The 24837-nt window shown below is 59.6% G+C and carries 21 protein-coding genes and 1 tRNA gene; 14 read left to right on the top strand and 8 right to left on the bottom strand.

All coding sequences use genetic code 11. The annotated features are described in order from the left end of the window. The first annotated feature begins 23 nt into the window (after positions 1-23). The gene (locus CQ007_RS15890) at positions 24-920 is read left to right on the top strand and encodes a TIGR01777 family oxidoreductase (RefSeq protein WP_105646811.1); all 897 of its coding nucleotides are present in this window, start codon (positions 24-26) and stop codon (positions 918-920) included. A gap of 106 nt (positions 921-1026) precedes the next feature. Here CQ007_RS15890 and CQ007_RS15885 read toward each other — a convergent pair whose 3' ends face one another. Further along, positions 1027-2205: an AbrB family transcriptional regulator gene (locus CQ007_RS15885; RefSeq protein WP_256582312.1), complete on the bottom strand. Its 1179-nt coding sequence runs from the start codon at positions 2203-2205 to the stop codon at positions 1027-1029. Between the two features lie 147 nt (positions 2206-2352). Here CQ007_RS15885 and leuC point away from each other — a divergent pair, with 147 nt between their 5' ends. Together leuC and leuD are read left to right on the top strand one after the other, a co-directional pair. Next, positions 2353-3777, top strand: coding sequence for a 3-isopropylmalate dehydratase large subunit (gene leuC / locus CQ007_RS15880; RefSeq protein WP_105646810.1), 1425 nt, complete (start codon positions 2353-2355; stop codon positions 3775-3777). Then, positions 3777-4385 (top strand): 3-isopropylmalate dehydratase small subunit, encoded by a 609-nt coding sequence (gene leuD, locus CQ007_RS15875; protein WP_105646809.1) that lies wholly within the window; start codon positions 3777-3779, stop codon positions 4383-4385. Before leuC ends, leuD begins: the two co-directional genes overlap by 1 nt. A 45-nt stretch (positions 4386-4430) precedes the next feature. On the opposite strand, the gene CQ007_RS15870 is transcribed toward leuD, so the two are convergent. Beyond that, complete coding sequence (locus tag CQ007_RS15870) at positions 4431-5672, bottom strand: citrate synthase (protein WP_256582311.1); 1242 nt, start codon at positions 5670-5672, stop codon at positions 4431-4433. 142 nt (positions 5673-5814) lie between these two features. Here CQ007_RS15870 and CQ007_RS15865 point away from each other — a divergent pair, with 142 nt between their 5' ends. The 7 genes from CQ007_RS15865 to CQ007_RS15835 all read left to right on the top strand — a co-directional run bounded on the left by CQ007_RS15865 (position 5815) and on the right by CQ007_RS15835 (position 13883). Next, positions 5815-7110 (top strand): CitMHS family transporter, encoded by a 1296-nt coding sequence (locus CQ007_RS15865; protein WP_105646807.1) that lies wholly within the window; start codon positions 5815-5817, stop codon positions 7108-7110. 89 nt (positions 7111-7199) lie between these two features. After that, positions 7200-8600 carry an OprD family outer membrane porin gene (locus CQ007_RS15860; protein WP_105646806.1) on the top strand — a complete coding sequence of 467 codons (1401 nt, stop codon included), beginning with the start codon at positions 7200-7202 and terminating at the stop codon, positions 8598-8600. An 11-nt stretch (positions 8601-8611) separates the two neighbouring features. Continuing rightward, positions 8612-9661, top strand: a complete 1050-nt coding sequence (locus CQ007_RS15855; protein WP_256582310.1) for a phosphoglycerate dehydrogenase — start codon at positions 8612-8614, stop codon at positions 9659-9661. A 65-nt stretch (positions 9662-9726) separates the two neighbouring features. After that, on the top strand, positions 9727-11142 hold the full coding sequence (locus tag CQ007_RS15850) for an acyclic terpene utilization AtuA family protein (protein ID WP_105646804.1): 1416 nt from the start codon (positions 9727-9729) through the stop codon (positions 11140-11142). Then, complete coding sequence (locus tag CQ007_RS15845; RefSeq protein WP_105646803.1) at positions 11135-11443, top strand: DUF4387 domain-containing protein; 309 nt, start codon at positions 11135-11137, stop codon at positions 11441-11443. Before CQ007_RS15850 ends, CQ007_RS15845 begins: the two co-directional genes overlap by 8 nt. Positions 11444-11518: 75 nt before the next feature. Further along, entirely contained in the window at positions 11519-12901 is a 1383-nt protein-coding gene (locus tag CQ007_RS15840; RefSeq protein ID WP_105646873.1) for an MmgE/PrpD family protein, read from the top strand. Beyond that, positions 12834-13883, top strand: a complete 1050-nt coding sequence (locus CQ007_RS15835) for an alpha/beta hydrolase fold domain-containing protein (RefSeq protein WP_256582309.1) — start codon at positions 12834-12836, stop codon at positions 13881-13883. Before CQ007_RS15840 ends, CQ007_RS15835 begins: the two co-directional genes overlap by 68 nt. Positions 13884-14174: 291 nt before the next feature. On the opposite strand, the gene CQ007_RS15830 is transcribed toward CQ007_RS15835, so the two are convergent. The 3 genes from CQ007_RS15830 to CQ007_RS15820 all read right to left on the bottom strand — a co-directional run bounded on the left by CQ007_RS15830 (position 14175) and on the right by CQ007_RS15820 (position 16296). Further along, positions 14175-14717 (bottom strand): cytochrome b, encoded by a 543-nt coding sequence (locus CQ007_RS15830; RefSeq protein ID WP_105646872.1) that lies wholly within the window; start codon positions 14715-14717, stop codon positions 14175-14177. A gap of 171 nt (positions 14718-14888) precedes the next feature. After that, positions 14889-15956 carry a maleylacetate reductase gene (locus CQ007_RS15825; RefSeq protein ID WP_105646801.1) on the bottom strand — a complete coding sequence of 356 codons (1068 nt, stop codon included), beginning with the start codon at positions 15954-15956 and terminating at the stop codon, positions 14889-14891. A 263-nt stretch (positions 15957-16219) separates the two neighbouring features. Then, a tRNA-Arg gene (locus CQ007_RS15820) sits at positions 16220-16296 on the bottom strand. A gap of 207 nt (positions 16297-16503) precedes the next feature. On the opposite strand from CQ007_RS15820, the gene CQ007_RS15815 reads away from it, so the two are divergent. Further along, entirely contained in the window at positions 16504-16938 is a 435-nt protein-coding gene (locus CQ007_RS15815) for a cytochrome c5 family protein (RefSeq protein ID WP_105646800.1), read from the top strand. Between the two features lie 60 nt (positions 16939-16998). Here the strand turns inward: CQ007_RS15815 and rep are convergent, their stop codons facing one another. Then, complete coding sequence (rep, locus tag CQ007_RS15810) at positions 16999-19005, bottom strand: DNA helicase Rep (RefSeq protein WP_105646871.1); 2007 nt, start codon at positions 19003-19005, stop codon at positions 16999-17001. 141 nt (positions 19006-19146) lie between these two features. Between rep and CQ007_RS15805 the strand changes: the two genes are divergently transcribed. Next, the gene (locus CQ007_RS15805; protein ID WP_371919837.1) at positions 19147-20841 is read left to right on the top strand and encodes a putative bifunctional diguanylate cyclase/phosphodiesterase; all 1695 of its coding nucleotides are present in this window, start codon (positions 19147-19149) and stop codon (positions 20839-20841) included. Here the strand turns inward: CQ007_RS15805 and CQ007_RS15800 are convergent. Beyond that, complete coding sequence (locus CQ007_RS15800; RefSeq protein ID WP_105646799.1) at positions 20834-22342, bottom strand: YifB family Mg chelatase-like AAA ATPase; 1509 nt, start codon at positions 22340-22342, stop codon at positions 20834-20836. The genes CQ007_RS15805 and CQ007_RS15800 overlap by 8 nt on opposite strands. Before the next feature lie 37 nt (positions 22343-22379). Beyond that, positions 22380-22622, bottom strand: coding sequence for an accessory factor UbiK family protein (locus CQ007_RS15795; protein ID WP_105646798.1), 243 nt, complete (start codon positions 22620-22622; stop codon positions 22380-22382). 482 nt (positions 22623-23104) lie between these two features. On the opposite strand from CQ007_RS15795, the gene glnK reads away from it, so the two are divergent. Then, a complete protein-coding gene (gene glnK, locus CQ007_RS15790) occupies positions 23105-23443 on the top strand; it encodes a P-II family nitrogen regulator (protein WP_036988956.1) in 339 nt (112 codons plus the stop codon). Positions 23444-23494: 51 nt separating this feature from the next. Then, entirely contained in the window at positions 23495-24742 is a 1248-nt protein-coding gene (locus tag CQ007_RS15785; RefSeq protein WP_105646797.1) for an ammonium transporter, read from the top strand. Positions 24743-24837 lie beyond the last annotated feature (95 nt).

The following is a 24837-nucleotide window of genomic DNA, read 5'->3' as shown; positions in this document are numbered from 1 at the left end:
TGACCGCAACCGGAGGAGGCTGTATGCGTATTTTACTGACCGGCGGCACCGGATTGATTGGCCAGGCGCTGTGCCAGCTCTGGCTGAAGCAGGGCCATGAACTGATCGTCTACAGTCGCCGCCCGCAACAGGTCGCCCGGCTGTGCGGCAGCGGAGTACGTGGCGTGGCTACGCTGGAGGAGCTGGGCGGCATCCGGCTGGATGCGATCATCAATCTCGCCGGTGCGCCCATTGCCGACCGACGTTGGACCAGCAAACGCAAGGCAGAACTGCGAGCTAGTCGCATCCATCTGACCGACCGGCTGGTCCGCTGGATGGGTACGCTGTCACAACCGCCAGCCACATTGGTTTCCGGCTCTGCCACCGGTTGGTACGGCGATGGCGGTGAGCAACTGCTGCATGAAGACGGTCCGCCGGCCAGCAGGGATTTTGCCAGCCAGTTGTGTATGGACTGGGAGCAAAGTGCACTGCGCGCCGAGGCGCTGGGTGTGCGCGTCGTGCTGGTGCGCACGGCACCGGTGCTGGCGGACGGCAAGGGTTTCCTGGCCCGGCTGCTGCCACTGTTCCGCCTGGGGCTGGGTGGACGCATCGGTAGCGGTCAGCAATGGATGCCCTGGATTCACCTGCAGGACGAGGTGGCAGCGATTGACTTTCTGCTGCGTCATTCCGATGCCCGCGGCGCCTATAACGCCTGTGCACCCGGAGCGGTGCGCAACATCGAGTTTACCCGCTGCCTGGCCAGGGTTCTGCACCGGCCGGCATTGCTGCCGCTGCCGGCCTTTGCGTTACAGGCGATGCTGGGCGAGCTGTCCGGCATGTTGCTGGGTGGCCAGCATCTGCAGCCGGAACGCCTGCAGGCACTGGGCTTCGAGTTTCGCCATGCCATGCTGGAGGAAGCGCTAATGGATCTGCTTGGTTGATATCTACCGGTGATGGCGAGGGCGATGCATTCAAGTGGTCGATCGTCAAGGTAGGCAAATGTACGGATATGAATTTTGACACAAAGCTCCCTGTAAATTCGGCCTACTATCGACTCTGCCAACCCACGACGGCCCTGGCGACACTGGGACCGATCGATAGCATAATCAGCAGACGCAGGAACTGCGAAGCCAGTATCAGCGGCAGATACACATTGGTGTCCCGTGCAATGATGACGATGGTTTCGATACCGCCCGGACTCATTGCAAGGTAGGCGGTGAGAATATCTGTGTCCAGCACCATTCGCGCCAGCACCAAGGCTACCAGCCCGCAAACGAAGACCACCAGCACAATGGCCGCCAGCATGATTGGCAACAGGCCAAGGCAGTACCTTATGGTGCTACGAGTAAACATCAGGCCTACGTACCAGCCGGTCACGGCAAAGGCCGGGATAAAGATAAAGGACGGAATTTCAAACCTCACGAGGCCTGCACCCTGCAGCGCTGCCCCCCCGAATGCCGGAAGAAAGAGCGCGAGCGAATTGATGCCGCTCAGTCTGGCTGCGATATACCCGGATAGCGCCAGCGCCAGTCCCGCAAGCAAAGGGCTGTAGTCTGCCGGCGCGGACCAGACCAGCCCCAGCGGTCCCGAGTCGCCGACACCCTCCTGCCCCTGATCAAGCAGCGCCGCCATGGCAATGGACGCAACCGAGACCATGACAATTCGGGTGTACTGCATCATCGCCACAATGCGTGCGTCAGAGCCCTGGCTGTCCGCCAGCAGCACCATTGCCGAAGCCGCACCGGGGAAGAGTCCCCAGACTGCCGTGCTGTCGGGCAGCCATTTGCGCCGGGTGATCAAGGTCGCCACGGCAATGATGAGCAGCAGGGTGGCGATATTGGCTGCGCTGAGCGCCAGCCAGTGGTCGCGGTATACCGTCAGCAGGCTGGGCGTGATGAAGCCTGCTATCAGGCAGCCCATGATGCTTAAAGCCCCGATGGAGAACTGCCGATGCACCCGTAGTCCGGCGCCGCTGATGGCGAACACTACCGCCGCCAGCATCGGGCCAAGCATGAAAGCACCTGGCAGTTGCAGCCGATACATCAAGGTGGCGGCCGCCACAGACAGTAATGCCAGTACCAGCCATAAGCCCACTCTGCGTTTGCCGTTGTTCATTATCGGGGCCTTGTTGATGTGAAATCCATGCAGCATCTCGCTGCGCCCTACTGAAGATGGAGAAAATATACTGTTGATAGTTTTTCGTAAATCTGTATGAAAATTATCCATGCGTATAAATATGTAGTGTACAAATTAAGTACACATTTACATCGAATTTGTGCATGCGTATCCTCCATTCCCAATCTTACTGCTCGTCCTTTGACGAGCAGAGCGCGCGCAGATTTCGAGTTACCGGTGGAATTATCTGGAGCAGCCATGCAGCCGAAAACCCTCTACGACAAACACATTGATTCCCACACCATCTGCAAGCTCGACGATCAGGGACATGTGTTGCTCTACATCGACCGCCAGGTCGCCAATGAGTACACCAGCCCGCAGGCTTTCAGCGGGCTGCGTGAGGCAGGGCGCAGGGTGTGGCGGCCTTCTGCGACCCTAGGGGTGGTGGACCATGTAAACCCGACTTCCGCCGTGCGTACGGCGGAGGTTGCCGATGCCGGTGGTGCGCGTCAGGTCTCCTATTTCGGCGAGAACTGCGAGGAGTTCGGCATAGAACTGTTCGACATCCTGGACGAGCGGCAAGGCATCGAGCACGTGGTGGCCCCTGAGCAGGGCTACATTCTGCCGGGCATGGTGATAGCGGCCGGCGACAGCCATACCACCACTTATGGTGCGCTGGGCGCATTCGGCTTCGGTATAGGCACCTCGGAAATCGAGCACCTGCTTGCCACTCAGACCCTGGTGTACAAGAAGCTCAAGTCCATGCGTGTTCTGGTGCGGGGGGCGTTGGGTACGCAGGTGACGTCCAAGGATGTGATCATGGCGTTGATCGGTCAAATTGGTGCCTCGGGCGCCTCCGGGTACGCCATCGAGTTCCAGGGGCCCGTAATCGACGCCATGTCGGTGGAGGCGCGGATGACCATCTGCAATATGGCGGTTGAGGCGGGAGCAAGAGGTGCCTTCATGGCGCCGGACGACAAGGTCTTTGCGTACCTGGCTGGCAAACCCAGGGCACCCAGGGGTGCGCTTTGGGATGCAGCTCTGGCCCGCTGGGGCGAGTTATACAGTGATCCTGACGCCCATTTTGACCTGGAGGTTGAGCTGGACGCCGATACGCTAAAACCTATGGTGACCTGGGGCACCAGTCCAGATCAGGTGCAGAGCATCGATGGCCAGATACCGGACCCGGAGTCCGAGCCCGATCTGCTTAAGCGCATGGATATGCAACGAGCGCTGCGCTATATGGATCTGCAGCCCGGCACACCGTTCAGCGAGATACCCATTAGCCATGCCTTCATAGGTTCGTGCACCAACTCGCGCATCGAAGATCTGCGTATGGCCGCGACGATATTGCGCGGGCGTCGGGTGGCCAGCGGGGTGCGCGCGATCATTGTGCCGGGTTCGACCATGGTCAAGCACCAGGCGGAGGCCGAAGGCCTGGCGCAGCAGTTCATTGACGCAGGCTTCGAGTGGCGGCAATCGGGCTGTTCGATGTGCCTGGCAATGAATGATGACGTGCTGGAGCCTGGCGATCGTTGTGCATCAAGCACCAATCGCAACTTTGAAGGCAGGCAGGGGGCTGGTTCGCGAACGCACCTTATGAGCCCCGTGATGGTGGTGGCTGCCGCTATAGCCGGAAAGCTGGCGGATGTCAGAGACCTTTTCGCCGAGCAGGAGGACTAATGGAAACCTTTACCAAGGTGCAGGGTGTGGCCGCCCCCATGCTGGCGGCCAATATTGATACAGATGTGATAATGCCGAAGCAGTTCCTGAAGGGGATAGACCGTTCAGGCCTCGACCGGGGCCTGTTTCACGATTTGCGGTTTCTCGCCGACGGCTTGCTCAATCCTGATTTCATTCTGAATCAGCCGCCCTGGAGTAAGGCGCAATTCCTGGTGGTAGGCCCCAACTTCGGCTGCGGCTCAAGTCGCGAACATGCCGTATGGGGGCTGCGCCAACTTGGTATCCGAGCATTGATCGGCAGCAGCTTTGCCGGAATTTTCTTCGACAACTGCAAGCGCAATGGTGTTTTGCTGATCGAGCTCGACAAGGAGCAGGTCAGTGCCATCGGTCGTACTGTCTCGCAGGCAAGCGGCGCCGAACTGGAAGTAGACCTGCCCGCCCAGCAGATCAGGCTGGCGGATGGCACCAGTGTGCAATTCGCGATAGATGGCCTGCGCAAAGAGGCGCTGATCTCCGGCCTTGATGCGATAGGCAGTACCCTGACGCTGAGCGAGGCGATAGAGCAGTTTGAGGCGGGGCACTTTGCCGCCAATCCCTGGCTGGAATGAAAACCAGGGGCCAGCCGGACCCGATTGGAACCGGCTGGACGGACGCTACAGCGGAAGCTTGCCGACGTAGTTGGCGCGCTGGCGAGATATGGGCAGTTGACACTGTTCGCTGGCGTGAGCAATCCAGCCAATGGTCCGGGCGATACCAGCCAGGGCCAGCTCCTGGCCGACAAGGTTGCATTTGCGTCCGACGAAACTGGCCAGTAGGACAAATTCCGGTGGCTTGCGCACCAGCTCATTGGCCACTTCCACCGCTTTCATCAGGTTCTGGAACTCCTGATCGGACTCGAACAGCTGTGTGAGAGCGGTCAGCAGGTTCGCTACGCGTGGATCTTCGAGCTTGTGCGTGGAGTGGTTGAACCCCGGTATCTCGCCGCTCTGGCTGAAGTACTGCAGTATCGCTGGGGTCGGGTCCTTTGCCACGCATATTTCGGTAAGCAGCCGATTGGCTGCCTGGTGCCGACTGTAGGCCGTGCGTCTGCCCTGGTAGGTCGTCAGCCCGGCAATCGCGGCGTAGTAGGGTGTGACCCCGGTGCGCGCGGCGGCCCTGACGCTATAGGTGCAATGGTCAAACTCATGGTCAATGAACAGCACCATCAGGCGCCTGATCAGGTCCTTGTAGGCGGGGTCGACCTTCAGTTCGCTGGTCATGAACTCATGCAACGGCTGTGTGCTTGGCGCGCCGCGGCCGGCTATAAGTGAGGCAAGGATGCGCACCACATCCGCGCCCGTTCTGGCGTAGGCATCGGGTGACAGATCGAAAGCTCGTGGGTTTTCCCGCTCAACCAGCGGAAACAACGCAATGGCTTTCTCCGATACGCTCATGTCGCTGTAAAGGTCCAGCAGAGTCTTGGTGCATGCTGGCATGGTTGGCAATGCTTCGGAAAAGGCGCCAGAGGATTGCCAGATGAGCTCCGCCGCCTCCTCTACCGATGCGGCGTCGGCCAACTCGGTAGCGCTGACGCCGCGGTAATAAACGCCGTTATCGGTCAGCAGGGTAATGGCGCTGCTCTGATTGCCCAAGCCCAGCATCGGCTGCTCGGCCGTGCCGGGTCGCTTGTTACCCTTGGTCAGCCTCTCGATATCTGCGGCCCAATAGCGCCGCTTGCGGGAGCCCTCCACCTTGACCGAACGAATATTTTTTCGGCTTACGTAAGCATAGAGAGTCGGAAGATTGACGCCCAGAATGCCTGCAGCTTCCTCGGCCGATAGGTAAAGATGATCGTCGCTCACAAGCAATCGCCCTAGTGAATAAGTGAACGTGGTTGAGCGCTGTTGGCGCAGCACGCTGATTAGAGCATGTATGCATTATTAATGTAAATATGCATGTATAAAATCAAGATTTACACATCAAAAATCAATGTGTACTGTCCCATCCTAATCACCAACAGGGTGGTTCGCGTAGCTTAAAATAAGAAGGAAAAGACAAATGGCTTGGATTGGATTCGGTATGGTGATCACCTTCATGGTGCTCATCATGACCAAGCGGTTATCAGCGGTAGTAGCTTTGATTCTCGTGCCCGTTGTTTTTGGTCTGGCTGCCGGTTTGGGCGGTGAAATGGGCGGGATGATCATGGGTGGCATGCGGCAGGTCGCCCCGGTAGCGATCATGTTGATTTTCGCGATATTGCTATTCTCGATCATGTATGACGCCGGCTTATTCGAGCCGCTGGTCAAGACCATTACGCGCTTTGCCGGCCACGACCCTTTACGCATAGCCCTGGCCACGGCCTTTCTCGGCGCCGTGACCTCCCTGGACGGCGACGGCACCAGCACAGTGTTGATCGTGGTCACCGCCTTTCTGCCGGTCTATCTGCGCATAGGCATGAACCCGCTGATCATCGCGCTGCTCATCCTGCTGACTAATACCATGATCAATATCATCCCCTGGGGCGGCCCTACTGCGCGAGTAGCCAGTGCGCTGAACCTGGATGTGATGGAAGTGTTTGCCGGCCTGATCCCGGCGGCGCTCCTGGGCCTGGTGTACGCAACAGGCGTAGCCTGGTGGCTGGGCCTGCGGGAGCGCAAGCGTCTGGGCTGGGAGCCCGGCAAGGATATGTTGTTGTCAGAGGCGGGGGGAGTAAAGGTGCCCGAGATTGATCGTAGCCATCAGCGCCCGAAGCTGGTCTGGGTCAATCTGGTTCTGATGCTTGGCATGGCGGGTGCCATGGGGACTGGCGTGGCGCCGTTGCCGGTGGTGATGGTGGTGACCTTTGCTCTGGCACTGCTCATCAACTATCCGCGACTGGCTGAGCAAAAGAAGCGCATCGCAGCCCATGCGGAGAACGCCATCACTGTAGCGATGCTGATCTTCGCTGCGGGTGTGTTCACCGGGATACTGACCGGTTCGGGGATGGTGGATGCCATGTCCGAGTCCTTTGTAGCCGTGATCCCGGAGTCGGCAGGCAGTCATATGGCGTTGATTACCGCCTTCTCCTCACTGCCTTTCACCTTCTTCATGTCCAACGACGCTTACTTTTTCGGCATTGTGCCGATATTGGCTGCCGCCGGAGCGGAATATGGCGTCGATCCGATGCACATTGCCCGTGCTTCCATGCTGGGCCAGCCGGTACACGCACTCAGCCCCTTGATTGCGGCCATTTATGTCATCGCCGGACTTCTTAATAAAGAAGTGGGAGATCTTCAGAAGTTTGCTCTATTGCCGGCGATAGGTGCCTCGCTGGTGTTTATTGCGGGTGCGGTACTGACCGGCGCTATTTCCTAACACTAAAAAACACATCTCGAAGTTAGCCGCCAGCGCTAGTGCGGTGGCTAAGGGATTCTGTTGCCAAAATAAATATAAAGGACACTCAGATGACAACCAGAAACGTGACATGTGCAGTTCTTGCCACAGCTGTGCTTGGTGCTCAGCTACCTGCTTTGGCGTCGACCATTCACGATTACGACAGGACCAATAATTCCGGCAAGTTCAACGTGTATCTGCGGACCGTTCATATCGATACGCGCATTGAAAACGAACTGATAGAGGACAATTTTGGTGGTTTCCCCTTTGGCGATCGCCTCGGTGGCACTGCTCTGGGTCTGGTGGCGGACTACAACTCGGGATACTGGCGAGACAGCATCGGGTTTGATGCATCGTTTTATGGCGTAGCGAAAATCGACGCACGGCCGGAAGACCGGGATCTCTTCGACGACACCTCAGGTACGAACAAAGGCTTTGCAAAACTGGGTCAGGCCAACTTGAAGTTCCGCCGTGGTGGCGAAAACTGGACCGCCGTCCTTCAAACCGGACGCGGGCGATTCGACGCCGGTACCGTCAGCACTCTGGATACCCGGGCGGTGCCGGGGAGTCTGCAGGGCGCCCGTGCGCAGTTGGCGATAGATGGACTGGATATCGGGCCGCTGCCCGGCGTACTGAATATCGATGGCGCCTATTTCAATCGCGTGTCGCCGCGTGACCGTGAGGATTTCGAGAAGATTCTCAGCAACAGTGGAGAACAGATCGACGATATCAAGACCTTCGGTATCGGTTATGACGCCAAGCTCTTCGCCCTGAGATATGCACGCGGAGTCGCCGCCGATTTCAACAAGAACACCAGTTACGGCGTGACATTGCGAGCGCCCATCGGCAAACGCGGGGGGGCCATTTTCGAAAGCATCTACTACGACATGCGCAGCGATGGTGACGTGTGGCAGCGTGACTGGGCGGTAGGCGATGCCGGATTCGACGATAAGGCCACCTGGCTGAACCTCAACCTGGGGCTGCAGGTGGATAGCTGGAGCCTGGGGCTTTCCTACTCCAAAACCAAAGCGGAACTGACCAACGGCCAGCTGGGCTACGCCTACTTCGACCACGGCGACAATGTGGATGGTCGCATGGATGCATGGACCCGCTCGGGTAATGATTTCAACAACGATGGTGAAGAAACCTGGCAGGTGGCGGGCAAGTATGACTTCAAGAACGCATCGCTGGGAGGCTTATCTCTGGATGGCTTCAACGTCATGGCGCTGTTCAAGCGCGGCGAGTTCGATGCCACCAATCCTTTCACCAGAACAAGTACCAGCATTCAGGAAAGCCAGGCCGAGTATCGCCTGAACTATCGCTTTGAAGAAAAGGATTATCAGGGCCTCTCAGTCGGAGTTATCTACACACGTTATTGGATCAATGAGGACTTTGTCGCTCTGGTGTCGGCGCAACCCAACAACGTGGTTAACGGTAAAGAATTACGAGTGTACATGGATTACGCGTTCTAGCAGCCGGAGGGGTGTCAGTACGCAAAACAACGTCAAACGGTGGGCTGGATATGGTGAGCAAAAACAAATCGGTCGTTATTACCCCAAGGTTTATCGATGAGGCGACGATCGGCTTTCTGGAAGGGCATGGCTGTTCCGTAACGGTAGCGCGCTTCCCGGAGGGGAAGAACGATGCCAACGCGACGGAAGCCGAGCTGATTGCACTGCTGTCGGAGGCCGATGCCTGGATCGTCGGCCATGCCCGGATCACGCTGGGTCTGCTCCAGGCGCTGCCGAGGCTCAAGGTCATTGCCCGCCGCGGAGTGGGCTACGAAAAAATTGACCTGAGCGCGGCAATCGAAACCGAGAAGGTAGTGACCATTGCTGCGGGTGGTAACGAAGAAAGCGTAGCGGATCGCACTCTGGCTCTGATGCTCAGCGCTGCGCATCGCATTCGCGAATCGCAAGAGCAGCTCATAGATGGGCCAGGCGCCATCCTGCTGGGAAGTGATCTGTATGCCAAAACAGTGGGCGTGATTGGTCTGGGCCGCATCGCCAGGAATGTCGTAAAGCGGCTGAAAGGCTTCGATACCACCATCCTGGTAAATACCCCACGGCCTTCTTCCGATCATGGGCAGTCGATGGGTATCGAATACGTCGATCTTGAGACGCTTCTGCAGCGTAGTGACTTCGTGTCCATTCACGCACCTTTCATGCCTGAGACCCAGCATCTCATCAATGCAGATCGGCTGGCCCAGATGAAAAGCACAGCGTTTCTGATCAACACGGCGCGTGGTGGCCTGGTCGATGATCGGGCGCTTCTGGCTGCGCTGAAGGATGGGCGGCTTGGCGGAGCAGGGTTGGATGTATTTGAAAGCGAGCTGGACGCCCGGCTCGCCGACGTGACCAAGGAACTGGTACGCCTACCGAACGTGGTGGCCACTCCGCACTCGGGGGCTTCCACACATGAAGGGCTGCAGCGCGCCAATGCTGTCGCGGCGCGCTGTGTCAGCGCCGTGCTTGATGGCCACCAGCCACCGCCGGGTTGCCTGATTGTGGACGGAGCGGCAGTGCGGCCCTAGCCAGCAACTGACTCTAGGTTCAATAGGAACATCTTTGACATTTCAAGCTATAAGACGGGACGGATATGAAGACGAATTTTGATGGTGCTATCAAGGTCATTGTGCCCTGCGGCTCTTTGGGTGCCGGGGTTGTAGAGGAGGAGATTGCCTATGGGCTGCAGCTGGGCGCGCAGGCCATTGCCACGGACGCGGGTTCGACCGACAGCGGCGCAGCCTATTTGGCCCTGGGCAAGTCCAAGAACAACCGCGGGGCGGTCAAACGCGACCTGACCATTCTGATGAAGGCACAAGCAGCAAGTGGCGTACCCATCATCGTCGGCACCGCCGGGCAGGCCGGTGGCGACCTCAACCTGGCGTGGACGCGTGATATCGTACTTGAGGTCGCTGGTGAGCTGAATATGGCGCCGAAGGTCGCTCTGATCCATTGCGAGCAGGAGCGTGAGACGATCAAGAAGCTCAACGCCGAAGGGCGCATCAGCCCGCTGGCACCATCTTCGGAGCTGGATGACGCCACGGTAGATTCCTGCGTGCATATCGTCGCTGCTTTGGGGGTGGAGCCGTTTGTAGCCGCGCTGGAAGCGGGTGCAGACATCATTCTTGCCGGTAGAGCAACCGACACGGCGGTAATTGCTGCCTTCCCGATCTGGAAAGGGGCTCCGTGGGGGCCGTCCTGGCATGCCGGGAAGACGGCCGAATGCGGGTTGCAATGTGCAGAAAACCCTACCGCCGGATCAGGCGTTCTGTTGACCGTCGACCAGGACGGCTTTGAAGTGGAGCCGCTGACTACTCACAATCGCTGTACGCCCAATAGCGTGTCCGGGCATATGCTGTACGAAAACAGTGATCCTTTCCGGCTGACCGAGCCCGGTGGTGTGCTGGATGTCAGTAATGCCGAATACAAAATGGTGCGCGAGCGAGCAGTACGGGTGACCGGGTCTGCCTGGGAGCCCAAACCCTACACCATGAAGCTTGAGGGCGCTGCCGCCGGGCTGTATCAGACCATCATGCTGGTCGGCATTCAGGACCCTGATGTGTTGGCGGATATCGATGGCTTCCATGACCGCCTGCTGGAAGCTCTTTATGAGCGTACGCGCCAGTGTATCCCGGCCGAGGAGCTGGGCGAGTTTCACATCTCCCTGCGCATGTACGGCTGGAACGCGGTCACTGAGGTGAGGCCAGCGCCGGGCACGGCCACGCCTCCGGAAGTTGGCATGCTGTTCGTGTCGACGGCCGCAACCCAGGAGCTGGCCAATGCCATAGCGCACGCCTGTAACCCCTACTTCTTCCACTACCCGAGCATCATGGGCAAGGAGCTGCCCTCATACGGGTTCGCCTTCTCTCCTGCCGATATCCCCCGTGGTCAGGTTTATGAGTTCAAGTTGAACCACGTGGTGAAAATGGAAGACCCCTTTGAATTGATCAGTATCGAATGGCTGGATCTTGCCGAAACAGGCACTGGTAAGGAGAAGAGCAATGCCTAAGTTGAAAGACGTATGTCGCTATATCAGATCCAAGCAGGCGGGCCCCTTCTGGATCACCTTCGATATCTATTTCGACAGTCGCGAGAGTTTTGACCGTTATCACGATGACGAAGCCTTATCCGTAGAGTCCTTCGCAAAGCTTTACGGGGCGGATCCTGCTTTGGTCAAGCGTATACCTGTGCCCCAGCTCGAGATGATAAAGATTTCTTACCCAAGATCGACGCCGCAAGGCGGCATCATTGAACGGGATATGCATGCCGGTCAGCAATATGTGCGCCTGTCGAATGTATCCGTAGGTTGATAGTCAGCAAGCCCTTGTAAGCCCAAGGGCTTTTCCAGGAGCTTCAACGCCAGCTTTATCCTAATGGAGGACATGATGACACAAGCAACATTAGCAAGCAGGCTCGCCCGATATGTACATGCGTTTCCTACGGCAGACCATGCTGGGGACCTCGTTGCCTTGGTGCAAAGCCGGGTCCTGGACAGTCTGGCCTGCGTGTTGGGGGCTTATGGGGCCGGGCCGGTGGAGGCCAGTGTGGCTTATGCCTCCTCGATTCCGGGCAGTGCCAGTGTTTTTGGCACGCGTTACAAGACTTCGCCGGAAAGCGCCGCATTTGCCAATGGCATCATGGTTCGTTTTCTGGATTACAACGACGGCTACATGGGGATGGAGCCGGGACACCCGAGCGACAATATTCCCGGCTGCCTGGCGGTAGCGCAAGTGGAGAAGGCGAGCGGACTGGAACTGATCTCGGCAATTCTGCTCGCTTACGAAATCCAGATGCGGCTGCAGGATGCGGCAAGCTTGAACAAGCGTGGCTGGGATCACGTGAATTATCTCAATGTATCCATGGCCGCTGCGGCAGCCAAGTTGATGAAACTGAGTGAAGAGCAGACGGAGCAGGCGATCAACATTGCTCTGAGCGGTCATCTGGCCATGCGACAGGTTCGCTCCGGCACCCTGTCAGACTGGAAGGGCTGCTCCGCTGCCAATGCCGTGCGCAACGCCATCTTTTCCGCCCAACTGGCGCGCCACGGAATGACCGGCCCGGCACCCATATTCGAGGGTGAAATGGGCTTCTACAATCAGGTAACGGGGCCCTTCGATCTGGATGTGGCTGGCTTTGGAACCGCAGGGGATGGCAATTACGCGATCAAGCGCTCGCTGACAAAGACCTTTCCCACTAACGGTGAACTTCACACCGCCGTATGGGCAGCTATCGAGCTGAAAAACAAGGTCGGGAATATTCTTGATATTCAATCCATCTGTATCGAAACCTCCGAGTTTAACAAGCGCGTGTTGGCAGATGGGTCCAAGTGGTGCCCAGAGACCAGAGAAACGGCGGATCATAGCCTGCCCTATAACGTGGCCCGGGCTCTAATTGATGGCGATATTTCGGTCGATTCCTACTCGTTGAAAAAGATTACCGATCCGCTGGTTGTTGCACTCATGGAAAGAACGTCGGTCGTCGAAGATTCAGCGCTGACAAAGCTGTTTCCGAAGCATCTGGCAAACCGGGTCACCGTCCTGCTGGCGTCCGGGGAGAAACTCGTCAGTGAAGCCATTACCGGACCCGGCTCTGTAGAGACGCCGATGACCACAGTGGAATTCGAACGCAAATTCCGCAAGATGGCGACACCGCACTTGTCTGCACACGCCCAGGATCAAGTGCTGGATTTTGTAGCGACGCTTGAACAGCGGTCTGACTACGAGTCGCTTTTTACCGCCATGGAGCGCAGCGAAGGAGAGCCCTCATGAGAAGCCCGACACCGACAGGCTTGGCGAACTGCGCAGCATGATCCCTTTGCCGCAAGTGCATCCCGATGTGACCCGGGTCGCCTCGCGCCTCCACGGCACCGGGCTAACCCCGCCGGTCGCCGGGAGTCTTCAGAGCGTGCGGGAGTATCTTGAACGCTTGACGGAATTCGTTTCTGCGTCCAGCACACCACTGCTGGAGGAGCGCCTGCTCCATTTTCCCGCGGGCGGCCGCAGTGTGCCTTGCAAACTCTACTGGCCGGATAGCGGGTCTGCGCCAGGGCTACTGTTCTATTGCCATGGTGGCGGCTTCCGCCACGGCAGTTTGTCGGGCTGGGATGCACCGCTCAGGCAACTGGTGCGTGACAGCGGTGTAGCAGTGCTCTCCATAGAATACGCCCTGGCACCCGAAGCGCCGTTCCCCATCGCTTTTGACGAGGTGTGTTCGATCACCCAGCAGGTGATTGCCGAGGGCGCACTGGGTGACTTTGCGGTTACTCGCTTTGCTCTTGGTGGCGATTCCGCCGGTGCCAATTTGGCGTTGGGCGCGGCTGTCGCGTTACGGCAGCGCGGCGTACGGAGTCTGCAGCACCTGCTGCTGTTTTACGGGGTGTTTTCCACCGACACGGAATCCGATTCATGGCAGCGTTTGAGCGGCTACGCCGGCCATGCACTGTCTGCCGATTCGATGCGCCAGTACTGGGCCAGCTATCTGCAACAGAACGAGGCCGACTGGCGGGCTCAGCCCCTACAGGCGGAGCTGGCGGGGCTGCCCCCTACCAGGCTGGTGGTAGGCGATCTGGATCCGCTGCTGGACGAGAACCTGAAGTTGCACCAGAAACTGCTGGATTCCGGCGTGGAGTCGCAGCTAACGGTCTCGCCAGGCCTTATCCATGGTGTGTTGCGCTTTTGCGAACTGGCGGAGGTGGTACGTGATCTGATTGCTGTCGAAGCTCAGGCATTGCGCAGGTCATTTACGTCCTGATTGGCCAGCGCTAGCTTTGCTGCCTTCGCCGTCTGCTTCGAAGTAACGCAAGCAATTGACTCTAAGGAAAGTGGCGCCTTCGGAGGTCAATCTGGTACAGCGACTGAAGCTGGTTCTGAATGGTATTAAGCGGCTCTAAGCTGCGGTGCCGCTGAGGGATGCCACGAGTGATCAGAATGAAAGGGGATGTCGCCTCGGGTCTTCGTCGAAAACAATGCCGGTGAGGGTACGCATACGCTCCGGGACAGCTACCGCATTGGGCGGGATGGACTTTCCCATACAGCGGGTACCCTACCGTTCAGGCAACATGCCCTTGAGTACATCATCCCGGTCGACAAAGTGGTGTTTCAACGCCACCAGAATATGCCCACCAACCAGCGCCCCACAGAACCATGACATATAAGTGTGGGTAGCCTTTGCCAGGTCATACAGGTTTTCGTCTGGCCCGACCATTGGCGGCAGCGCAAACAGACCGGCGACCATGATGGGCTTGTCGGCTACCGAGCTCCAGAACCAGCCGGTCAGTGGTAACCCGATCAGGGCTACGGCGTATAGCAGAACATGGCCGAGTACAGCGCCTCGCTGCATAAGTGGACTCATGGTGTCGGGCATCGCAGGGGTGGGGTGGGTCAGGCGCCAGGCCACACGGATGATAATCAGAAAGAGCAGGGTGCTGGCAATTGCTTTGTGCAGGATCGTCAGGCCATGTCCCGGGTTCAGCTCGTCCCGCCAGTGGGTCGCCAGGATGCCGATAAACCAGGCGGCAATCCAGATCAAGGCCATGCCCCAATGCAGCCATTTTGCGGTAGCGGTGTAACTTCCTGACCTGGCCATCATGCGCCTCCTGTTTGGAAAGTGACGGATTATCTCCTTTAAGGCATATCGAATGAACAGTTAAATACTGCTGGTTACTATCGAATTTGCAGATGGTTTCATTACGGTTTTCAACGGGCGCGAGGCTGCTGGCGCAACGTGAGGGGCCGGGAGGCCCCGATTGTCCAGAGATCAGGCCGGAGGATGACCGTGCAGGGCGCGGGTCAACATGGACTCGATGGCCTCCTGCTCGAATGGTCGGGGGTTGTAGTAGGGGCTTGCGCAGGCAATGCGCGCTGTCTCCGCTGGACCGTCGTCAGGCAGGCCGATGGCAGACAGAGCCTGCTCGATACCCAGCTGATGGTTGAGTTCGAACAGCAGTGAACCCACTTCTTCGGCATGCTGCCCACCCAAGGCACGAGCGGCACGGGCCAGGGGCTCGGCAGCGGCCTTGTGGTTGTAATGAGCTGCATGTGGCAGCACTGCGGCGTGAGCTTGGGCGTGGGGCAGGTTGAAGGTGCCACCGAGGGTATGGCAAAGCTTGTGATGGATAGCCATGCCTACCGAGCCCAGACAGATACCGGCCAACCAGGCACCATACAGGGAACGCCCCCGTGCCTGCACATCCTGTGGAGTTCTGACCACCTCAGGGAGTGATCCCGCCAGCGCTCGGATCGACTCCTCGGCCATCAGGCTGATGACGGGATTGGCGTCCTTTGCGTAGAGCGCCTCCACTGCGTGAGCCATGGCGTTCATGCCGGATGCAGCGGAAATGCCCGCTGGCAGGCTGACAATGAGCTCCGGATCATAGATTACCGTCTTGGGCAGGACCCTGGGATCGTGTCCGGTCTTCTTCAGTCGGTTTTCCGTGAGACCGTAGATGGTGGTCATTTCTGAGCCGGCATAGGTAGTGGGAATGGCCAGGATCGGTAAACCCGAATCCATGGCAATTGCCTTGCCCAGGCCAATGGTAGAGCCGCCACCAATAGCCACACAGCAGTCGGCATTCAGCCGGGCAGCCTCGGCCCTCGCGGCCTGGGCCACCTCGATTGGCACATGCATCACTGCTTTTGGATAGATGCCGGCAGAACGCTCTCCAAGCAGGTCGGCAATACGTTGTCCCAACGCCTGCTGTTGCGGCGTGGTCAGGATGAGCGCCCGGCGGGCGCCAAGACGTTCGATTTCATCAGCCAGGCTATAGAGCTTGCCGGCCCCGAAAACGACGCGGGACGGCATGCCCTGGTAAACGAAACTGTGCATTTGAATTATCTCAGCGCTTGAAATGGGGGGCGTTTGGCCCTGATTCTGAGGGGTATGTACATGAAGGAGCAAGGTGGGCGGGGTATCAATGCAACCGGTTTCAAATCTGACAGCAACGTGGCTACGATCAGGGGGACACGGCATTTTCAGTGTTTTTTAGTGCGGGAGGGCGGAGGTCATGGAGCGAGACGGTTGCAGCTATAGATAATGAGTACTGTTTTCTGTGCCCGCCGACTTAGGCACAAAGAGTGTGGCGTGGAAAATGGCGCACCCGACAGGATTCGAACCTGTGACCCCTGCCTTCGGAGGGCAGTACTCTATCCAGCTGAGCTACGGGTGCGTAAGCGCGGCATGATACCCATAGATGAGGCATTCGTCCATGCTTTCGCTACAATACGGCGGCCTGTCGCCTGGCTGCCCGGGGGTGCGACGCCTTGTCGCTGAGGAAGGTTGCTGTTTTGCCGTATATGGGTTTACCGGTATACTCGCGCAATTGTCCGGGCACTGTACTTGGGCTCATACCTATAGCCATGATGAGGATGTATAAGTGACGATTGTGAAAAAATTGCTGGCTGCCTCTGCCGCCGCGCTTGCCCTTATTGCCGGTAGCTCCTTTGCAACTACGGACGAGGCTATTGCCGAGCGCATCAAGCCCTACGGTACTGTCTGCCTGGCCGGTGAAGAATGTGCCAATGCCGTTGCTGCGGCGCCGGCTGGCGATGCTGCCGCTGCTGGTGCGGGGCGCAGTGGTGAAGCGGTATATGGTCAGTACTGCACTGCCTGCCACAGCACCGGTCTGCTGAACGCGCCGAAGACTGGCGATACCGCTGCCTGGGAAGAACATCTTGCCGCGGTTGGCGATATGGATGCCCTGGTGCAGTCCGCGATTGCCGGCAAGGGCGCCATGCCGCCCAAGGGCACCTGCGGCGACTGCTCGGATGACGAGATCCTCGCAGCCATTCAGCATATGTCCGGACTCTGATACCGGTCCGATATACGAAAAAGCCACCCTGCGGGGTGGCTTTTTCGTTGAGGTAAGGGGTTAACGACCCAGCAGGTTGCGGATATCCGCCAATGCGGTATTGCCGCGGGCCTGCTTCTGCTCCACCGGCACGTCCTCGGTGCCTTCCCATTCCAGGTCGTCGCTGGGCAGTTCGTCGAGGAAGCGGCTGGGCAGGCAGTCGATGATTTCGCCGAACTGGCGACGGCGGGCGGCGAAGGTGAAGGTCAGGTTGCGCTTGGCGCGGGTGATGGCCACGTAGGCCAGGCGGCGTTCTTCATCGACGCTGTCGGCTTCGATGCTGGAACGGTGCGGGAGGATTTCTTCCTCCATGCCCAGTACGTACACGTGCGGGTATTCCAGACCCTTGGAGGCGTGCATGGTCATCAGCTGCACGCGATCGGCGTCTTCTTCCTCTTCCTGGCGCTCGAGCATGTCGCGCAGCACCAGCTTGGCGATGGCATCCTCGAAGGTGGTTTCGCCGGTTTCATCCCGGTCCATGGTGTTTTTCAGCGAGTCCAGCAGGAACCAGACGTTGCCCATGCGCTTGGCGGCGATCTCGTCGCTGGAGCAGTTCTGTCGTACCCAGTTCTCATAGTCCAAGTCCATGACCATGCTGCGCAGGGCGGCGATGGGTTCGTGCTGGGCGCATTGCTGCCGCACTTTACCCAGCCAGCTGGCGAAGCGCTGCAGGCGCTCGTGGTAGCGTGGCTCCATGTGTTCGGCCAGCCCGACCTCGCTGCAGGCGGCGAACAGGCTGACATCACGCTGATTGGCATAGGTACCGAGCTTCTCCAGGGTCGCCGGGCCGATTTCCCGGCGGGGTACGTTGATCACCCGCAGCAGGGCGTTATCGTCGTCCGGGTTCACCAGCAGGCGGAAGTAGGACATCAGGTCCTTGACCTCCTGCCGGCTGAAGAAGCTGGTGCCCCCCGACAGGTGATAGGGGATCTGGTGGTGCTGCAGCTTGAGTTCGATCAGCCGTGACTGGTGGTTGCCGCGATAGAGGATGGCGACATCCTTCCATGGAATCCGGTGCTTGAGGTGCAGGTTCTGGATGTCGGTAGCCACCCGCTCGGCTTCGGCATCCTCGTTGCGGCACCGGATCACCCGGATCGGGTCACCGTAGCCCAGCTCGCTCCACAGCTGCTTCTCGAACACATGCGGGTTGTTGGCGATCAGGGTGTTGGCGGCCTTGAGGATGCGACTGGTGGAGCGGTAGTTCTGCTCCAGCATCACCACCTTGAGCGCGGGGAAGTCTTCCTTCAGCAGGGCGAGGTTTTCCGGACGGGCGCCGCGCCAGGCGTAGATCGACTGGTCGTCATCACCGACCACGGTGAAGCGCGCCTGGTTGCCGACCAGCATCTTCACCAGCAGGTACTGGCTGGCGTTGGTGTCCTGGTACTCGTCGACCAGCATGTAGCGGATACGGAACTGCCACTTTTCCAGTACGTCCGGGTGGTCGCGAAACAGCAGCACCGGGATCAGGATCAGGTCGTCGAAGTCCACCGCGTTGTAGGCCTTGAGCGTGCGGTTGTAATGTATGTACACGCTGGCGGCGGTCTGTTGCTGGGGTGTCTTGGCCTGGGCGAGTGCCTCATCGGGGGTGATCAGGTCGTTCTTCCATGCCGAGATCTGCGCCTGGATGCCTTCGACGCCATCATCGGCGCCGTAGTCCTTGTGCATCAGGTCGGTGATCAGGGCCTGGGCATCATTCTGATCGAAGATCGAGAAGCCGGGTTTGTAGCCCAGGCGCTGATGTTCCTTGCGGATGATGTTCAGGCCGAGGTTATGGAAGGTCGACACGGTCAGGCCGCGGCCTTCGGCGCCGCGCAGCAGGGAGCTGACGCGCTCCTTCATTTCCCGCGCGGCCTTGTTGGTGAAGGTAACCGCGACGATATTCTGCGCGCGGATGCCGCACTCCTTGACCAGGTAGGCGATCTTGCGGGTGATGACGCTGGTCTTGCCGCTACCGGCACCTGCCAGCACAAGCAGGGGTCCACTGATGTAGTGGACTGCTTCCTGTTGACGGGGATTGAGTTGCGACACATTGACCTCACACAACGCTGGGCGCGCAATTCTAGCATAGGGTATGCTGGCCGCTGCGCCGGAAACGCTCGACAGCATTATGGCCAAAGACTACGCTGGACATATCGCGCTTTAATATCATGCCTGAGGCGAGGGTAAGCATTGTACGTTGACAGGCCATTACAACGGATTGTATTGCTGGATGAAGGCGCGGCGGCCGCGCAGCTCGCCACTCGCCTGTTAGCGGGCGGAGCCCCACCCGTGGATGTGGTGCCTGACTGGGAGCAGGCGAGCGCGCTGTTGAATACCCAGCCGGGTGCGGTGCTGCTGATCGGGGACGGCTTCCTGCCGGTACCGGCGACTTGCACCGTGCCGGTGGTATGCCTGACCCCGGATGCGGATGCCGCGACCTTGCCGCTGAGCGTGGTGGACAGCGTTTGTCGCCAGGCGAGCATGCCGGAACTGCTCCGCTGCCTGCGCTACGCCAGTGAACGTCAGCAATTGCACAATGCCCTGGCCCGTGCTGCCAGTGATGACCCGCTGACCGGCTGCTGCAACCGGCAGATGCTGCAGGATCGTCTCAAGCACAGCATGCAACGCGCCGTGCGTGGCAACCAGCCGCTGGCGGTACTGTCTCTGGATCTGGACAACTTCAGCCATGTAAACGACAGCCTAGGTCACAGCGCCGGGGATGCGATCATCCGCGAGGTCGCCGATCGTCTGCGCAGCGTGCTGCGCACCACCGATACGGTCGGGCGGATGGGCAGTGACGAGTTCACCATGATCATCGAGGACTACGCCAACGCCGGCAACCTGATGCACGTGGTGAAGAAGGTCGTCGGCGAGCTGACCGAGCCGTTCAATACCGGCAGCGACAGCCTGCTGCTGAGTTCGAGCATCGGTATCGCGACGTTCCCGGAAGGCGGGCAGACGGTCGACAACCTGTTGCTGCATGCCAATCTGGCGATGCAGCAGGCCAAGGGGCAGCCCGGGTGCAGTTATCACTTCTACGATGAACGCATCAACCTGCAGGCCCACAGTCAGATCGAATTCGAAGTGCAGTTGCGCCGTGCGTTGCGGAACAACGAGCTGGAGTTGCACTACCAGCCGCGGGTGGACCTGCGCAGCGGCAAGATCGTCGGGGTCGAGGGGCTGATTCGTTGGCGCCACCCCGAGCGCGGCCTGCTGGCGCCCAATGAGTTCATTCCCCTGGCGGAGGAAACCGGGCTGATCGTGCCGATGGGCTACTGGGTGATCGCCCGCGCCTGCCATGACCTGCGTACCCTGCAGCGCCGCGGTCTGCATCTGAACGTGGCGGTGAACATGTCGTTCCGGCAGTTTCTCGATAGCCGGCTGCTGGACACCATCGAGCGGCTGGTGGAGAAAACCGGCATCGACCCGAGGATGCTCGAATTCGAATTGACCGAGACCGCTGTCATGCAGCGTCCCGAGCAGGTGCAGATGGCCATGGCCGGCATGACCGGACTGGGCGTGCGCTTTTCACTGGATGACTTCGGTACCGGCTTTTCCTCCTTCGTGCATCTGCACAGTCTGCCGATCAATCTGCTCAAACTCGACCGCAGCTTCGTTCGCGGTATCGTCGATTGTCCGACGGACCGGCGCCTGGTGGGCGCGATGATCGAAATGGGTCACAGCCTGGGACTGGAAGTGGTGGCCGAAGGCGTCGAGCTGCGCGCGCAGATGGAAGTCCTGCGCGGGCTCGGCTGTGATCAGATCCAGGGCTTCTTCATCAGCCCGGCGTTGCCGTTCGCCGAGCTGTGCTACTTCGCCGATGCCTACAGCATGGGGCGCGAGGATGTACTCAGCGCCAACTCCAAGGTGGTCAGCATCAGCTGAGCGGCTGCCTGTCCAGTTGCCGATACTGCAGCGCTTCGGCCAGGTGCGCGCGGCCGATCAGGGCGCTGTCTTCCAGGTCGGCCAGGGTCCGCGCCACCTTCAGCGCCCGGTGAGCGGCCCGCCGCGACAGTCCCAGCCGCGCCACCGCCTGTTCCAGCCAGGCTGCATCCTCCTGTTGCAGTGCACAATGTTGACGCACCGCGGCCAGATCCAGATGCGCATTCAGGCAGCCCTGGCGGCTGAGTTGATGATTCCGTGCGCGGGCCACCTGGGCGGCGGCTTCGCGGCTGTCGGGTTTGCCCTGGCTCTGGCCGGTGAGACTGAAGGTCTCGTTATGCATGGCCAGATGCAGGTCGATGCGGTCCAGCAGAGGGCCGGAGAGTTTGCCGCGGTAGCGCTGGATCTGTTCCGGAGTACAGCGGCAGCGGCCCGAGGGGTCACCCTGATAACCGCAGGGGCAGGGATTCATCGCGGCGATCAGCAGGAAGCGAGCGGGGAACGTCAGTTGCTCGCGGGCGCGGGCGATATGGATCATCCCGGACTCCAGCGGCTCGCGGAGCATCTCCAGCACCTTGCGGTCGAACTCGGGCAATTCATCGAGAAACAGCACGCCATGATGGGCCTGGCTGATTTCCCCGGGTCGGGGCTGGCTGCCGCCGCCGACCAGCGCTGCGGCCGAGGCACCATGGTGGGGCGCGCGGAATGGTCGCTGCGGCCAGCGATCCAGCAGCTCACGCCCGCAGACCGATTGGATCGCCGCCACTTCCAGCGCTTCGTCTTCTGCCAGCGCCGGCAGGATACCCGGCAGGCGGCTGGCCAGCAGCGTCTTGCCGGTGCCCGGTGGGCCGAACAGCAACAGGTTGTGCGAGCCGGCCGCGGCCACGATCAGCGCGCGTTTTGCCTGGGCCTGACCCTGTACCTCGGCCAGGTCGGCCACATGCTGGTCGGTCGGCGGACAAACGCCGGATTCCACTGCCGGCAACAATTGCTCGCCGCGCAGATGCTCACATAGCTGCAGCAGGTGCTCGGCAGCGATGATATTCACTCCAGGCACCAGCGCCGCCTCGGCGGCATTGGCCAGGGGCAGTAGCAGGGTGCGCTGGTTGTCACGGCAGGCCAGTGCGGCTGGCAGCACGCCCTGCACCGGGCGCAGTTCGCCGGACAATGCCAGTTCACCCAGCACCTCACAATGCTGCAGGCAGTCAGCGGGAATCTGGTTGCTGGCCGCCAGCAGTCCGAGGGCAATGGCCAGATCGAAGCGGCCACCTTCCTTGGGCAGGTCGGCGGGAGCCAGGTTGATGGTGATGCGCTTGAGGCTGGGAAACTCCAGGCGGGCGTTCTGCAGGGCACTGCGTACCCGGTCCTTGCTTTCCCGTACGGCGGTCTCCGGCAACCCGACCAGGGTCAGGTTGGGCATGCCGTTGGCCAGATGCACTTCAACGGTGACAGGCGGCGCCTGGATACCCAGCTTGGCGCGACTGTGGACAATCGCCAGGGACATCGATCACTCCTTGATCGCCTGTCTGGTGCAGGCGGGGTTAGGGTTTGCTTTCCAGCTCCGCCACCCGCTTTTCCAGTGCCTCCAGACGTTCCCGAGTCCGCAGCAGGACCGCCTGCTGGGTCTCGAACTCCTCCCGGCTGACCACATCGAGCTTGGCCAAGGCACTGTTGAGCAGGGCCTTGAGCTGTTTCTCAATGTCCGGGGCGGGCAGGCCACGGTCATTGTTCAACAGGCGCGCGGCCTGGTTGCCTACGGTATCAATCAAGACTTTGTGCAGCATGCCTGTACTTCCGTTCCCGATGGCTGATGAACCGGCAGGGGCCGGTTTGCTGTGGCGAGTCTAGCATCCGCAGAGCCATGTCCCCAACCGCAGAACGGGTCACGGCGCCCTGTAGTAGCCCACGACTGTCGTGCGGCCGCACCGAAATGGTGCGTTGGGCTGGTGGCGAATGCGCTCCGGAGGTGCATGATTTTTATTAACCTATTGAAATAAAAAGAAAAATATAAATGTGGCAAGCTTTCTGCAAAGCCTGGATAGCGCTGATCCGCTGGCTGGGATCGCCGCCGCGCTGTATTGAAACTGTGATCTGGTGCCACTCGGCAGCGGCAATGGTGCAGCGGATGATCGCTGAGAGGAGCCACCAGACGGAGATATAGCCGGTTTATCAGAGCGATAGGAGCAAAGTCCGATTTTAAAAGGCTTTAACTCGGCATAGACTTGTCCTGTCCCCCAGGGCAGTCCATCTAACGGGAGTATCGAAGATGAAATTAGTAACGGCTGTAATCAAGCCATTCAAGCTGGATGACGTTCGGGAATCGCTTTCCGAAATAGGCGTTCAAGGCATTACCGTCACCGAGGTCAAGGGGTTTGGTCGGCAGAAGGGCCATACCGAACTGTATCGCGGCGCCGAATACGTGGTGGACTTCCTGCCCAAGGTGAAAATCGAAGTGGCCATCGGCGACGACATGCTCGATCGCGTCATCGAAGCCATCACCAAGGCGGCCAATACCGGCAAGATCGGTGACGGCAAGATCTTCGTCGTGGCGCTGGAACAGGCCATCCGTATCAGAACAGGTGAGACCGGCACAGACGCTATCTGACGCCGTGTTGCACCGCATGCAGTAATCCAAGCCTATCTGGGGGGCTTAGTAATGGAAGATATCGTACAGATCAAGTACGCACTTGATACGTTCTACTTTCTGGTGTGTGCCGTACTGGTGATGTGGATGGCCTGTGGTTTTGCCATGCTGGAAGCCGGTTTGGTGCGCACCAAGAGTACCACTGAAATTCTCGCCAAGAATATTGCACTGTTTGCCATTGCCTCGGTGATGTACCTGCTGGTTGGCTACTACATCATGTACTCGTCCGACGGCGCGGTGTTCCCGAGCCTGGGCTTTCTGATCGGTGGTGAAAACAGTGTCGCCGACGCCATGACAGGCGCAGATGATGCACCCTATTACTCCAATCGTGCCGACTTCTTCTTCCAGATCGTGTTCGCTGGAGCCTGTATGTCAATCGTGTCGGGGGCGGTTGCCGAGCGTATGCGCCTGTGGGCCTTCCTCGCCTTCGCGGTGGTCATGACCGGCTTCATCTACCCGATCCAGGGCGCCTGGAGCTGGGGTGGCGGCTGGCTGGACGGCATCGGCTACTCCGATTACGCCGGCTCCGGGATTGTGCACATGGCGGGTGCCGCGGCTGCGTTGGCCGGGGTGATTCTGCTGGGGGCACGTCAGGGCAAATATGGTCCGAACGGACAGATCAATGCCATTCCCGGCAGCAACCTGGCGCTGTCGACACTGGGTATCTTCATCCTGTGGATGGGGTGGTTCGGCTTCAACGGTGGTTCCGAGCTGAAGATCTCCGACATTGACTCGGCCAACAACGTGGCTCAGGTAATGGTCAACACCAACCTGGCGGCGGCCGGCGGCCTGATTGCAGCGCTGATCACCTCGCGGATCCTGTTCGGCAAGACCGACCTGACCATGGTACTCAACGGTGCGCTGGCCGGCCTGGTATCGATCACCGCCGACCCGCTGTCGCCCTCCGCGCTGTCTGCCATGCTGATCGGTGCTGTTGGTGGGGTGATCGTGGTGTTCAGTGTGCTGGCGCTGGATCGCCTGAAGCTCGATGACCCGGCTGGTGCCATCTCTGCCCACGGCTCGGCCGGTATCTGGGGTGTGCTGGCGGTGCCGCTGACCAACGCTGATGCCAGCTTCGGCAGCCAGCTGCTGGGTGTGATCGCCATCTTCGGCTGGGTGTTCCTCGCCAGCCTGGTGGTCTGGGGCATTCTCAAGGCGGTGATGGGTATTCGCATCACTGCTGAAGAGGAGTATGTAGGGGTAGACCTGGTCGAATGCGGGATGGAAGCCTATCCCGAGTTCACTGCCGGCAAGAAGTAACCCTTCGTTCGGGTTGCAACAGGGCGCTTCGGCGCCCTGTTTGCATTTCCGGGTCGCTGTCTGGCGAGAAACTGCAAACTTGCGGTGCTGCCTGT

Origin of the sequence: Pseudomonas sp. MYb185, from assembly GCF_002979975.1 — a bacterium.
Lineage (GTDB): Bacteria > Pseudomonadota > Gammaproteobacteria > Pseudomonadales > Pseudomonadaceae > Halopseudomonas.
Note: the sequence above shows the minus strand (reverse complement) of the source record. Positions and strands in the feature narration are given on the sequence as shown.